The organism is Xenorhabdus khoisanae (assembly GCF_001037465.1).
GTDB classification, from domain to species: Bacteria; Pseudomonadota; Gammaproteobacteria; order Enterobacterales; family Enterobacteriaceae; genus Xenorhabdus; species Xenorhabdus khoisanae.
This window is the reverse complement of record NZ_LFCV01000065.1, coordinates 29841-44951: the sequence shown is the minus strand read 5'-3', so window position 1 is coordinate 44951 and position 15111 is coordinate 29841. Positions and strand designations below refer to the sequence as shown.

Here is a 15111-nt window from a genome sequence, read left to right as displayed (position 1 = left end):
GTTTTATAATCAGAAATATCGGGTATGCCTATAGAATCAAAAAAAGTAGGCTTAATATAGTTCACTGCATAGATTACCTGCTTAGCTCTACGTCTAATATCAAACTTAGTACTTATAATATAACTCCATAAATTAACAATACTTACTAGTGCTGTTTGAGGATAGAGATAGAACTTTATTAAACCATCAGTTTTAGAAGTGATAATTAATCCTTTAATATCGTTTTCGTCCTCAAGCGTAATAGGGTTATTCTTATCTCCATCCTTAAATTTAAATTCTTCTATTTGATTACGCTTTTGTGATGTAATAAATATTGGTGTCCCCACCAATGGTCTCTGTGTATGTTTATTCTTTAAATATGTATATATTGCCGTAGGTGTTTGCTGATCACTGTCTGATGACATTTGCAGAACAGGTTTTTCAACAAAAAGTGCCATTGAATCCACATCAATTTCATTAGCTGTACCTGAGAAAGGTACAAAACCAAAATTACCTTCAGTAGTCTTTACATCAGTATGAACTTCAAAGCCAATATGAGAACCGTCTGTTATCGGCACATCTGGATTAGTTGGATCTTCCACAGTGAAACTTAATTGAGCCGATGCTTCTCTATTACCCTCAATGTAATTAAGTCTAACAGGATTATTATTACCCTGAGCAAAATTTACATTGCTGGCTTTCTGTATAAGAATATTTCCCCTTTCCGTAATAGGTTGATCTGAACTTAAATTCACCGTAAAGCTCACACTCTGACCTATAATTAAATCAGCCGTTTTATTAATTGTGATACTTATTTGGTTTTTATTTACTGGATTAACTTTAGCTTTACCAGTGTACGTGTACGGCATGTCTTTAAATTGAACTCCACCCGATTCTGCATTAGTTTTTATTATAAATGAAATTTGATCACCATTTTTTACATCCACTTCTCCTACTTTACTGAGTACCTTAAAACTAAAGTCAGCAGTTGCGTTATGAGACACACCATCATATTTAAGTTGAACTGTGGGATTAGTAAATTGTATATTTTTAACGGGGCCATATTCTATTGTTATAGACTTATTTTTATCAATAGCTTCATTCGATGTTAATGTTACTGTGAAATTCACTGTCTGACCTACCTCTAATTCTGAAGTCAGAGATGGTGAAATTTTCATACTAGTAATAACTGGCATTTTATCACCTCGTATTATTATTATGATTAATAGATTATATTAACTATATTACGTTTAAAAAAATCAACTACAGAAATAGTTTTAAAAATAATTAAAACATTACTGACCATGTAACTATTTCAACTCTGATCCCCAGCATAACCATAAAAAAACAAAAAACGAATGAAAAAAAGTTATCACCTGATAATTTTTTTTCATCACTATAGTTAATTATATTCACACAATTCTTTTTACCTTGTGATTTTATTTTTCTTTTAAGACTTCTGGTAACAAAAGATAATACCCTCCTCCTGTTTGTCGAAATTATTATTTTTTGAGTCATAAACCCTGAATGGTTTACTATTACTATCATAACCGGTATTTTTTACTATAACCGTAGCTTTATTAGGGTTTCGATCAGGAGTGCTATCGAACATCCCCCAATCGTATAAATTAAACTCTCTCCCCCATTCATTATACAGAGAATATACGTCTGCGGGATTATTAGGATCATATGCTTCCTTATCTGAATAAAGATCTTGATTTTCTCCTGAAGAATTGCTGTTGCAGTTAATATTTGAATCCAAGTTGGGATTTACGTAGTTATATGGCGGCAGACCGTTTGTCACTTTATTCATAGTGATTTCATATTTATATAATTTAATCTCTCCGCTTTCCATTGTTACTTGTGTGTTTATTTCACCAGCTCCAGTTTGAGCTTTATTAAATTGTATTGGTCCATTAAGGTTATTACCAAAACTTAACGTTAAATCTCCATATGGCGCTTTATTTCCATCTATTGGTGGTATAAACTTATATTGAATATCTCTAATTTCCTTATCGTCATAAAAAGAGCCAGAGTTTTTACTCTCTCTTAGTTCTCCCAGTACCGAAGGCAAAACAGTGTGTGGGTGATCCTTTCCACCTGTATTATCAAAATATTTAAATACTGCTTTATTGTTTTTATTATAAACATATAGCACTGCAGGTTTCGGAACAGGATTAAATTTGACTTGTGTATCTGCATCATGCTTCACATCAGTACCATCTGGTTCAGTCATGTTTAATGTCACAGTGACATTTTCAACACCGACAGAGCTTTTTAATGTTGCATATAAATATCCATTCCCATCTGTTTTAAGTTCAGTCTCCTCGTTTGTGGGATCTGCCGGTGAATAAGCTTTAGGCTGAGGGAATTTAGTTTCCTCGATTTTATCATGGTCGCGTTTCCACTTACCATTAAACGTATAATTGGGGAGATACTCTGTCGTCCCTTTTTTTACAATCAATGCCTTATAGTGATATTCATCTGTGCCATTACCTTGTAATGGATTATTTTCATCAAAGTCCGTCACTTTAACCCAGGAAATATCGAACTCCGGCGGGGGATCAACAAAATTCATTACATCTGAACATGTCGGCGCAGCCGGTTTTCTGCCATCGATATCAATACACGCTTTCACCTGCTGTGCCTTACTGCTAACGACATTCGCTTGTAGTGTGCCATCTTTGAGGTTTACTGATTGAGAGCTATCTGTTGATGGCGATAAGGTTGCACCTGTTGCCTCCGTACCATCCTGGTTTTGAGGTTTAGACCATCTGAACTTAATACCTTGCCCTTTATATGCCGTCTTATTTTTTTCACGCCATGCCGTTGCAGTGAGAGAATATTTTCCTTGCCCGCCAATAGTGACATCATGATCTTTTGGTTCCGTCTCCATGGTAATTTCCGGCCAAATAAAATTAATTTTCTCCTTTGATTCTCCTTGACTGGATTGGCCATCAGCAGAAGTAACAGAAGCTATAACAACAATATTTGAAGCCTCAATGGGACTGGTTAAGGTTGCCGTTACTTTGCCATCACGATTGGTTTTCTCTGAAGAGGGTGTCGGTTTAAGGTCAATATTATCTTTAACTTGCCAATTCACAGACTTATCTGGTACGCCTTGACCAACCACATCGGTGACTGTTGCTGTACAGGTGTAAGTTTCCGTGACTAATACAGGTTGTTCCCCATTAGCTTTACAGATCACATTAATATTTTCAGGTTCAATAGCAAAAGAAACCGCTTCGGCTGAAACCGATTCCTTGTTTGCAATCGAAAGCGTCACCACAACATCCTTTAATGGCGTTTTACTGCTTAATGTTGCCTTTAATTTCCCGTTATCCGTCTTCACTGTACCTGTTGGAGCCTCGACAGAAATATCCTTAATTTCCTTACCCGCTAAATTTTTGCCGACAGCACTCCATCTCACATTATCAACTTTATCAGCCGCCAAATCGCCATCAGTGATAATGTCTGCTGTATAAGTGTATTTTTGTATACCATCAGCTATCAGTGCTTTTTTGGGGTCAGGTGTCACACTCAGTTTATTGTCTTTTATTTTGTAGTGAGGTTGCTTTTTGCTAAACGTCACTGAACCTATTTTTTGCTGTGGAGCACCGTCTAGCTGTATATAAATATCGACTTTGTCATGGGGTTTTTCACTGACTAAAACGTTAGGCATTAATTGCTCTTTTTCATCAGTTAACTCCCCTTTTTCATTCGTTTGAGCAGGCTTATTATTCCATAAAAACGTTAAACCAGAGACAGTGCCTAAAGCCGGCTCAGTTGTCCAGGTAACTTTATCGATTCTGGCGTTCTTAACAAATTTTCCAGATGGTGCATCTTCATAAGTAATAATGGGCGCGTTAAACGTATACCCATTTTCTTTTTTGCCGGTTGCTATCGGTGATTCAGGTGGAGTGATATTCACTTTTCCTTCTATCATAAAAGGTAAAACCTTCATGGGAACTTGAATAGGTTTTGCCTTTTCCTGACCGTCTGTTTTATATTCTAACAATATATCAAGCAGGTAATCATTTTTATGTGTTTCTTGATAACTTGGGAGAGTAATAACAATGCTTTGGTCTGAATCAGAAGAAAGTTTGCCTTTATTAGGTAAAAATGCGTTATCTGGAACAGCCCAGCGAATTTTTTTAATATCAATATTAGAGGGGATGGGTAGATTAACGGGTATCTCTTGATGGCCATATCCAACAATAGGCTCTAACGCGATCAATATCTCTTGTTCTCTTTTTAAGTGATCCAAAACGATATGATTATTTCTTTCCGCCAAATCATAACGGCTACCTGCCAATGTCCGCATTGAAGCCACATTAGCCGGTGAAAATTGAGTAGTAAAGGGAACCCCAAATCTATAAATTAAGTTTGCCAAAAACTGCGTTTCAGTATGACCACTTTCCCCCTGCTTATAGTCCACGCCCATGGTAACTAGTGGGATTGGAGTATATGTCAGGCCTAACTTAGCCAAGCTGGGATTTTTCTGTTTAGTATCACGGTTAAATAAAGTGACTTTATCACCAAAATATTGTTCATATGTCAGTTTCATTCCCAAGTTAGGGTAAGCAGGCAAGAAAAATTCCCCATTAATGTCATAACCGTTAGCAGGGCGTTCATAATAATCCTGAAAGTTTCGTGATTTTTGCCAGTCACTTAAACGATAATAGGTATTAGCGGAAAATTTAATATAGTCGCCCCAAATTTCTCCCCCTAGTCCCAAACGTTGGTTTTTTCCAGTAAAGTCATGATCATAAAAAGTATTTAAGCCATACATCCAGTTCTGATAAAAATAGCGGCCACCTAAACCCAGATTCATGGTATTTCGACTATCTTGGTTACGATAACCTAATTGGGAAAAGAACAGCCAATCTGCTTTGTTATCATAAAGCGGTAATAGTATATCGAGTGAGTTATTTTTCAGCGTCCATTTTCTATCTAACCCAAAGTTAATTCTGGCAGTACCAAACTGAGATAACCATTTTTGAGTTTCTGAGGATAGGGTGTTATTAATTTTACCCAAAGCATAGGATGTTGCTTGTTCCGCGAGTTCTGAAGGGGAAGAAGATAAGATATGGCTGACTGTTTGGGCATTACTAACAATATTATGTGGGGCGCTAAGCACTGAGGTATCATTCGTTTTTTGTAAATGAGCATACAACTTATCATCAGCCTTTACATTAGCTTCCGCTAAAGCGTTAATAACTGTAGAAGGCATAAATAATGCATAGAAAAAAATAAAAAATCCAATAATCTTTCTAGCATATGATGACATAGATAAGTACCTCAAAAATTTTATATCAGATGATATTTTCACTATCTCTTAAATAATCCTACAACTTCCCGCTCTTAACTCTAGTCAAGAAAATTCAAATTAGCATCATTCAAAATAGTTATCACATCATCAGCAGGGCATATCAGGGCAAGATCACGAATGTTTGAGAGTAAAAAAACCAGACCATGTGCCTTGAGAACTTTACCCTACACTTTTCCTCGCCCCAAGATCCGCGCCAGAGTGCGAAAGTGGCTTATCCTTTATTTGACATCCTGTTTGCGTCACTGTGTGCCATGATTGCTGGTGCAGAAGGCTGGAGTGATATTCAGGAATATACCGAAGGGCAAATTAAGTATAAGAAAGAAACGCATGCGAGTCTGGATGAAAACGCAATTTCTGGAACAAGTATTACAAGCGGGATTTGCTAATCGGGATGATATTTGAGCATTCATGCGGTTGCCCTGGTGTGCTTGTGAGGAAAATTCAACCCAAACTGTTAGCTTGCTCAATAACTGGTGTGATACGCACACGCATCTGGAACTCAAGTAGATTGTTGAAACAACCAGAAGAACAGACACGATAATCATGAATATCATGAGGAGATAAGACAGTAACTCAGTGGACTGTTCAAAAAACGCACTTAATGTACGTTTCCGTACAATTGGATTTCAAACCCCGCGTATTTTTTCCTCCAAATACAACACCATTTGACGTATAGCATTACTCAAAATGTATCATTTCGTCACAAAAAAGAAACTACTGTTATAATTTTGTTGCAATACAGTTTTTCGTGTGAAATATTAGATATCGGATTAATTACAATGGAAATAGTTCTTTTGGCATCAGTAACCAATAGGTATTACATGTCTTTATTTATATTCAGGCCCTCTATATAAAGGTTCATGCGGTAGCTTTGGTTTAAAAGGAGAGTTCGATGGAAAGATTCATTATTGCTCACTCTTCTCTAGGTGATAGCGCTTTACTTTTTAAGTCATTAAAAGGGGAAGAGAAACTGTCAACTATCTATAGTTTCGAAGTGGAACTCTTTAGTGATAATAAAGACATTGATATCAAAGCATTACGAAATAAACCGTTCTCCGTTGAGATAAAGAATCCGGTAAACACTTCAGCAAAACCACGCTATTTGAGCGGACTGGTTCGTGAAGCTATTATTTGTGATTATTATGATAACAATTTTTATTTGTATAAACTTATCATTCAACCCGCTCTGTTTACGTTAACCCTGAACAAAGATTTCAAAATCTGGCAAAAGAAAACGGCTCCTGAGATTATTAAAGATATTCTTGATAAACATAAAATAAAATTCAAGAATAGCCTCAATGCAAAATATCAATCATTAGAATATTGCACTCAATACAAAGAAACTGATTTCGATTTTCTGAGCCGGATAATGGAGCGCGAAGGAATTTATTATTATTTTCAACACAGTAAGAATGAGCATACGCTTATATTAGCTGATTCACCTCAATCTCACTCTGCTCTGCCTGAATATTCCTCCATCGAATATTATCCTAACCATTATCCGCCCCGGACAAAAGACAAACATTATTTATATGATTGGACGGTAAGTTATTCAATTACGCCCAAACTTTATACAATGAGTGATTATAATTTTCTGAAACCAAATGCACAGCTAAAAGAAACACAGCAAAATCCGGACTCCACTGTACCAAAAACAGAACTGTTTGAATGGCCGGGAAATTATGGCGAAAGTTCACAAGGGCAGTTCTATGTTCGTGTTCTGCAACAATCCAGTACCGCACATAGCCAATATATAAAGGCAAAAAGTCAAGAGCCCGGTATTGCTCCGGGTTATACCTTCACGTTATCAAAAGCATTACGGGATAAAGATAACGGTGAATATCTTATTGTCAGTGCAAATTATGAATTCCACGAAGACCCATACATTATGGGAGTGAGTCACTTTGACCCGGATTCAAATAAGATCGAACATATTATAATTACTGATTTTACAGCCATTCCATCCAAAGTAAATTGGCGCGCTCCCCGCACAACTCCATGGCCAGTAGCAAATACAGAACGGGCTACTGTTGTGGGTGCCAGTGGCAAAACTATTTGGACAGATGAACATGGTCGCGTCAAATTGAAGTTTCACTGGGATCGGAGCGATACAAAAGACGATAAAAGTTCCTGCTGGGTGCGCGTTTCCAATAATTGGGCAGGCGCTAAATTTGGCATGATACAAATTCCCCGGGTTGGAGAAGAAGTCATCGTCAGTTTTATTCACGGCAATCCGGACGAACCTCTTATAGTGGGACGTAGTTTTAACAAAAATAATATGCCTCCCTGGACGTTACCTAAAGAAGCTACAAAAATAGGCATAATGTCGCGCAGTCTTGAGGGAGGAAAAGATAATGCCAGCTATTTATTTATTGATGATGCCCAAGGTAAAGAATCCTTCGAAATACACGCCGAGAAGGATATGAAAGTCACTATAGAGAAGAACCAAACCGTAAAAATTGATGGGACGCGCGAAACAACGGTGGAAAAAGCAGAAACTGCCAACTTCAAGGATAAACAAAAGACCACGGTTGCCAAAGGCAAAGAAATCGAAGTCACGGGTGGCGGGATTAAATATACTGTTTCTGATGGATATAAAGCAGATATCACCGGCGATAAATCAGAAAAAATCAGTGAAAATTATCAATTAGAAGTTGGAAGCAAGTCTACAGAAAAAATCAGCTCAGATTATCAATTAGAAGTTGGAGGCAATTCTACAGAGAAGGTCAGCTCAAATTATCAATCAAAGGTCGGCGGTAATTTTACACAAAAGGTAACTGGAAACTACGAACTCGGGGTGACAGGCAGTAAAAAAGACTCAGTAACAGGGTCTGTCGAAATCACCGGAAGTAGGATGAGAATACAATCCAGTTCTACATGCGATATTAAAGGTACATTATGCAATCTTGAAGGCATATCCATATGTACTATAAGCGCTGCACTGATCAAATTGGGTTAATTTGCTGAACATTTTTCTCATACATTCTTGGTTCACATAGTCTTAGCATCAGCAGGAATGGACCATTTAATGCAAAAACAAACAGAATCACTCCTTTTCTCTTAATAAAGACTCAATTTGGGGCGTTTCAATGAAGATCATTAAACCTCTGCGCCTAAGCACGCTTTATCGCCCTTATCGCTGGCAGCAAAAGAATTACCTTGGGGTATCCATCATGGCTCTGACCGATATGGGTGCATCCCCTCGCCTACGACCAGAGCCGGAACTTTGGCAACTTGCAGAGGCTGAATTGAAAACCTGCAATGGTATTATCGATCTTGCCATGCCCAAATCCTACTCAGAATTCCTCGCTACGGGTTATGCCTATACGCACCATCAGGCAGATAAGACATCTTGTTCTGTGCGTATCCAAGTGGAGCAATTAGATAAAACATTAGTTGTTTTCGGCAACCGTCATTGGGTTAACAATACCCCCTCAAAGCCTCAGGAATTTGAACAAATGCGGCTGGACTGGAGCCAGGCTTTCGGAGGGAAAGATTATGAAGAAAACCCACACGGTATCGGTTTCACGCCCGAAATGCAGGAAAATGGTGTAGAGATCCACCGGCTGCCAAACATTGAAACCCTGCACAGACAATTATTGTCGCCACGGGATAAACCCAATCCAGCCAGCTTTTGTCCGTTGGATTTAATATGGCCCCGTCGTTTTACCCGCATAGGTAAAAAATATGACAAACAGTGGCTCGAAAATGAATTTCCTGGTTTTGCCAGTGATATTGACTGGCGACTGTTCAATGCCGCTCCCCGTGATCAGTGGTGGGAACAATATGAAGCGTTACCCGAAAAGGCAGCGTGGCGAATTTGGAATATGCACCCTGAAAAACCGGTACAGGAAGGGATGCTTCCGCCATGGCAGGCTCGTTGTTTTATCAAACGATTACGGGTTGACGAAGAGGTTTTCGAAGAAATTATCATGCGCAATACAACAGTATGGTTTTTTCCTCATCTGGAACAAATGATCCTGATCTGGCATGGTTGCGCGCACATTAATGAAGATGATGCCACCGATATCTTACAAATGCTTGCCACAATGGAACTCAGCGGGGAACCTCGTGCTGAAAGTCACTATCTTCAAATCCTTAACCAACGAATGGATAAAGAAAAAGGAGCACTGTACGCCTTTCGGGAAAAAGACCTGATTCCTGAAGAAATTATTGGCCCATGGGTGGACACAGAACAACCGGACGGTGGCAGCCCTTTGAGAGAAAATCTGCAAAATCGGGAAAAACGCCTGCGTGAGCAACAACGAGAGCGGATGGAGAGATATGGCAGAGATATCAATACATTAATTCCCCTTTCTGAACCAGTTTCTAATCCCAAACCTGATGAATTACCAGAATTTGTGAACCAGACAGAACAAGACGCCGCTCAAAAATACGCTGAAGCTGAACAACAACGAGAAAAAATCCGGACAAGAGCCAAAGAACGGGGCATTAATGTCGATCAGAGCGCGATGGAAAATCAACTCAGGGGGCCACAAAATTACTTTCAGGTACGAGATCTACTGCACCAACAGCAACAGCAGCTAGGACTTAACGGTGAAAAGCTAACGCAGGCTGAACTGGAGTTGTACAAGATGTATCTGGCCTCAGTGCAATCACAAGGCCCTGCCCTGCGTTTATCGGGTGATCTGTCACAGATTATTCGCAAACGTGTTCAGCGGATCATGCAGAAAGGCGGTAACTTCCGTGGGATGGACTTCACAGGAGTCGATTTTTCCGGCATGGATCTGCGCGGAGCCAATTTTTCCCGTTCTTTATTAGAAAGCGCCTGTTTCAATAATTGTCGGCTGGATAATGCGGATTTCAGTGAAGCAATACTGGTCAGAACAGAAATATGCAATGCCTCTCTGTATGGTGTAAAACTGGATAATGCCAATTTGTCACAAGCAAAATGTGAGCAGAGTGATTTTTCTGTTGCCAGTTTTAAAGAAACGCAATTGCAGGAAACGCGGTTTGATCATTGTCGATTTAACAATACCCTTTTCGCCGATTTATTCCTGCAAGGGGCTTTTATCACTCACTGTCGTTTTCAACATTCGCAATGGCAAAACTGCACCTTTCTGGAAATGACGCTGCCTTCACTCAAGTTCAACTATGCCAGCCTCAATAAAGTTTCCTTTATCAAGTGCCAGTTGGAGAAAGCCGTTTTTGATCATGCCACGCTTGACAGTTGTTCATGGGCGGAGACAAAAGCAGAATCAATCCATTTTCGTTCTGCTAAATTATTGACCTGCTCATTTGTGATGGACAGTAATTTTAATCAGGCAGATTTCAGCAGTGCCACACTCACAGAGTGTAATTTACGCCAGCTCCTTCTGATTCAATCTACATTCCATTCGGCAACGCTGAATAATAGTGACTTTAGTGAAGCAAACTGCCAATTAACCAATATGCAGTATTTAAATACGGCTCAGAGCATATTTATCAGAACAGATTTTCGGGGTGCCCAGTTAAACAATGCCAATCTGATAGGTGCCTTTATGCAGAAATGCAGCTTCAATGGCGCTGATTTACGAAAAACCAATCTGTTCCGCACTGATATGTCCCAATCAATCATTGACGATTCAACGTTGATTGATCAGGCATATACACAACGTACTAAAACCTTGCCCAAACGCGATCAGGAAGTAATATGAGTACACTGACAGCTGATGAACTCATTACTAAAATCAGGCAGGGTGATGTCATTGAAAAAGTCAATTTGCAGGGAATCTCATTAATTGGCCAAAATTTATCAGGTGGCAGATTCAGGTCAGTCGATTTTTCAGAAGCCGATCTCTCTCATTCCATCCTTAAAGAGTCCGTCTTTACTGAGTGTCAACTCGAAGAGACTCGCTTTAATTCGGTTATATGTGACCAAAGTCTATTTGAACAGTGTGATATGGTTCGCGCCATGTTCAACAAGAGCACACTGAACAATTGTTCATTTACTCAATGTGTTTTGAAAAAAGCACAGTTTAAAATAACCCAACAAAATAGTAGCCAGTTTTCATCCTGTGATCTGCAATATGCTGATTTTAATGGCAGTAAGCTTGATCGGGTAACATTTACCGACGCCTCATTGGATTACACAATGTTGCGTAATTGCTATCTTTTTATGGTGACTTTTTTTCGTCAAGATTTACGAAAAACAGATTTTTATGGCTGTGAATTCATTAAAACCATTTTTTTCGCCTGTGACCAACGTGGTCAAAATTATCAGGGACAGCAATTTCAAGGATGCCTGTTTACAGACAATCAACTCGAAGCAGTGAATTTCAACCACGCAAAATTGACTAATTGCAATTTCAAAGGAGCCGGATTACAAAACGCTCAATTATCAAATGCCGATGCTACTCAAGCGTTATTCTTTGACGCTGATTTGACAAATGCGTGTTGTTGTAACAGTTTGTTTAACGAAGCTATTTTCATCAGTTCTTGTCTTAAACTCGCTGATTTCCGACACAGCCAACTGCAACAGGCTATCATGCATAAAGTCCATGCGGTTAATACACTGTTTACTGGCTGCAATATGACCTACACAGATCTTTCCTATGCCAATATCAGCAAAAGTGATTTTCGCGCAGCACGGTTCATGAGAACTCTTTTTCATCGTACTCAACAGGTTGGGACATTGTTTTCTGACCGTCAGGGCATATTGGAAAATGATCCTGAGCTATTTGCTGCTGAAGAGTGGAGTACGCAACAACGCCAACGTAAGATTTAATTTGGAGAATCGAAATGACGGAATCCCCTTATGCTCTCTCTTCATATTCTTCTCTTGCTACGGAACCACTACAACAGATTGCGGGTCAAGTTGTGAATATTCTTCAGGACGGCAGTTTGATGGTCGAAAGCAAAAATCGGGGTTGGCATTGCCGACGGGCAGCCAGTTGTCTTTTAACCCCAGAAATGGGTGACACCGTATTGATCACAAAGGCCCATGAACAGTTATGGATACTGGCTATATTAGAACGGGCTGAACAACAAAACCCGGCTGAAATAAACGTCCCGGGTGACTTATCCATAACTGCTCAGGGGAATTTGAACCTACACAGCAATGGACTGAATATCACAGCAGATAATGGAAACTGCCATATCAATGAAATGCAATACAGTGGCGAGTCTCTGTCCGCCTGGGTTTCTGTCACCAGAATCATAGGCAATCAACTTGAATCCGTCTGGCAGGTCGTAACCCAGTTGAGTCACCGGCTATTCCGCCATACAACACAAACAGAGCAAGTGCACGCAGGGCAATTGGATATGCAAGCTGAAAACTATGTGCGGTTACATGCCCAAAATACGGTCGTTTCCGCCAAAGCAATTACCAAAATAGATGCTGAACAGATCCACATTGGCTGATCCACATTAACTTAAGGAGGAAAAGCGATGTACGCTAATACCCAAGCAGGTGGCACAGATACGGCAACAATACCAGATGTCTGCCTGACACCATTTCCCCCGTTTCCACCGATGCCAATGACTTATCCCAATTTTGCGCAAGGTACAAGTGGTATCTGTTTCAGTACCATCAATATTCTTTTTATGGGAAGTCCTGCCCATAACATGTCAACAACCATTGTTATGACGAATGGAGATAATCCCGGTGTCAATCTTGGGGTTGCTTCAGGTACGGTAATGGGGCCAAGCCGTCATACGCTGGGCGCTACTAGTGTTCTGATTAAAGGTTCACCAGCAACCCGCTTATCAAGCATGACCATGCAGAACTCAACTAATACCATAGGATCACGTTCCATGCCCAGCCAGGTAAAAGTCGATATTTCAGGTGCCTGATTCACCTAAATGGAAAATGGGGGAAAACATGGACAATGCAGGGAATATTCCCCATGAAAAACGACCTTTTTCTGATAAAACAAGGAGAGTTTCGGCAAACAAAGTAAGTTTAAATGTCAAATGGATAAGGATGATATTATTCTCTTTTGTTTTGATGACATTCACAGGATGTTCTTCATCACCAGAACAGAAAAAATTGCCGACCTATAAATTGATTTTTGATATCCCAATTAACGCGAATAACTCAGCCCCACTGAAAATACACGTTATCTTGTTGAGATCAGATGTCGAGTTTATGTCTGCTGATTTCTTTTCACTACAAGAAAAAGCAGAAGCTGTATTGGGTAATAAACTGGTGAATGCCGATCAGTTTTTTTTACTGCCTACCCAAAAAAAACGATTCTGGTTGGAAAAAAATACGCCAGAAGCCAGCTACATCGGAATTTTTGCTGAATATAAGCAATTGAATGGGAAAAGATGGCGCATCTCATTCCCCGTCCCCGAACCTGAAGAACCTGCTTTTTACCAATTTTGGGTCTCATCGCCAGACGAATTAGACATATACATTCAAGTCACAAACAACGGTTTGAATCTTATCAATAAAGACAACTAATGTATGCCGCAAGGGAAGGAACTGGATGAATAGATCAGAAAAAGTTATCTGGACAGAAGGCATGTTTTTACGTCCCCATCACTTTCAACAATCTGAAAATTATCTGGAAGCTTATGTCCGAGATTGGGGAATGGCGCAAAATTCATATTATTGGGGCTTTTTGACTCTGGAATTGGATCAGTCATTTCTTGAGCAAGGCAAGGTGATGATTTCATCAGCCAGCGGAATTTTTCCTGATGGAACGCCATTTCGTTTTACTGAAGCCCAGGCACCGATGCCCTTACAAATTGCAGAAAATCAAACGGGAGAAAATGTCGTATTGGCATTGCCAATTTTCCGGGGAGGGAAAGAAGAGATCATTTTCAGTGAGAAAAACGACTCCATGGCACGTTTTGTCAGCGTTGAGTCTGAAGTCAATGATTTTAATGCGATGTCAGTCGGAAGTGCCACAGTGCAATTTGGGAGAATGCGTCTGCGGTTAATGCTGAAATCAGATCTGACACCAGAATGGACTTCATTGGGTATTGTGCATGTCATGAACAGAAGCCGTGATAATAAGTTACATATCAATCCACAATTTATTCCTCCCCTACTCAATTGTCATGCACATCCGCAAGTTGTCAGTTTCATTGCTGATTTGCAAGGTTTGCTGGAGCAACGCCGCCAGCAAATAAGCCAGCGTTTGTTACAATTGGGGCGACGTAACGACTCAGAAGTCATGGACTTTCTTCTGCTGTCATTGATAAACCGCTATAGCGGTCAAGTGAGCCACATACGAAATTTGCCATTACTGCATCCAGAACGCCTGTTCAGTGAATGGCTACAATTTGCTACCGAATTAGCCAGTTTTTCTCAAACACGAATGCCGGAAGAAAAACTCCCCATTTATGATCATAACAATTTGGCAATGTGTTTCGATCATCTGATGTTCGAATTACGTCAAGGGTTGTCAATCATTTTAGAAGAACATGCGATCCTGTTACCTCTGACCGAATATTCTCATGGGTTGAATGTGGCCACGTTACCAGACGTCAATATGCTGAACACATTCAGTTTTGTGTTGGCTGTTTATGCTGATGTTCCCAAAGAAACGTTGATGAACCGTTTTCCCACCCAGATGAAAATTGCCCCTGTTGGTCGTATACGTGAATTGGTTCAGTTGCAATTACCCGGTATTTCAGTATGTGCAATGCCATCAGTACCCAGACAGATCCCCTGGCATTCAGGCTATTTATACTTCGAATTAGAAAAAGAGGGTGAATTATGGAACCAAATGGAGAAATCCGGTGGTTTTGCGTTACATCTGTCTGGTGAATTTCCCGGCCTGAACATGGAATTCTGGGCTATTCGTAATCAGTCCAAATAATGTAATCAGTCCGAATAATAAGAATAA

General features: G+C 39.7%; 9 protein-coding genes and 1 pseudogene. 8 read left to right on the top strand and 2 right to left on the bottom strand.

Going from position 1 to position 15111, the window contains the following annotated elements:
* The coding region (locus tag AB204_RS10895) for a hypothetical protein (RefSeq protein ID WP_047963396.1) at nt 1-1175 on the bottom strand (1175 nt) is incomplete at its 3' end.
* Nucleotides 1176-1429: 254 nt separating this feature from the next.
* Nucleotides 1430-5269 carry an inverse autotransporter beta domain-containing protein gene (locus AB204_RS20850; RefSeq protein WP_053067891.1) on the bottom strand — a complete coding sequence of 1280 codons (3840 nt, stop codon included), beginning with the start codon at nt 5267-5269 and terminating at the stop codon, nt 1430-1432.
* 185 nt (nt 5270-5454) lie between these two features.
* Here AB204_RS20850 and AB204_RS10885 point away from each other — a divergent pair.
* The 8 genes and pseudogenes from AB204_RS10885 to tssK all read left to right on the top strand — a co-directional run.
* Nucleotides 5455-5613, top strand: a pseudogene (locus AB204_RS10885) (transposase family protein); the annotation flags it as partial.
* A 590-nt stretch (nt 5614-6203) separates the two neighbouring features.
* Nucleotides 6204-8270 carry a type VI secretion system Vgr family protein gene (locus tag AB204_RS10880; RefSeq protein WP_053067889.1) on the top strand — a complete coding sequence of 689 codons (2067 nt, stop codon included), beginning with the start codon at nt 6204-6206 and terminating at the stop codon, nt 8268-8270.
* A 130-nt stretch (nt 8271-8400) separates the two neighbouring features.
* Nucleotides 8401-10968: a DUF2169 family type VI secretion system accessory protein gene (locus AB204_RS10875; RefSeq protein WP_047963395.1), complete on the top strand. Its 2568-nt coding sequence runs from the start codon at nt 8401-8403 to the stop codon at nt 10966-10968.
* Nucleotides 10965-12038, top strand: a complete 1074-nt coding sequence (locus AB204_RS10870; RefSeq protein WP_047963394.1) for a pentapeptide repeat-containing protein — start codon at nt 10965-10967, stop codon at nt 12036-12038. Before AB204_RS10875 ends, AB204_RS10870 begins: the two co-directional genes overlap by 4 nt.
* Nucleotides 12039-12052: 14 nt before the next feature.
* Complete coding sequence (locus tag AB204_RS10865) at nt 12053-12673, top strand: DUF3540 domain-containing protein (protein WP_047963393.1); 621 nt, start codon at nt 12053-12055, stop codon at nt 12671-12673.
* A gap of 27 nt (nt 12674-12700) precedes the next feature.
* A complete protein-coding gene (locus tag AB204_RS10860) occupies nt 12701-13105 on the top strand; it encodes a DUF4150 domain-containing protein (protein ID WP_047963392.1) in 405 nt (134 codons plus the stop codon).
* A 28-nt stretch (nt 13106-13133) separates the two neighbouring features.
* Complete coding sequence (gene tssJ / locus AB204_RS10855) at nt 13134-13718, top strand: type VI secretion system lipoprotein TssJ (protein ID WP_084728562.1); 585 nt, start codon at nt 13134-13136, stop codon at nt 13716-13718.
* A 25-nt stretch (nt 13719-13743) separates the two neighbouring features.
* Nucleotides 13744-15084: a type VI secretion system baseplate subunit TssK gene (gene tssK, locus AB204_RS10850; RefSeq protein WP_047963390.1), complete on the top strand. Its 1341-nt coding sequence runs from the start codon at nt 13744-13746 to the stop codon at nt 15082-15084.
* Nucleotides 15085-15111 lie beyond the last annotated feature (27 nt).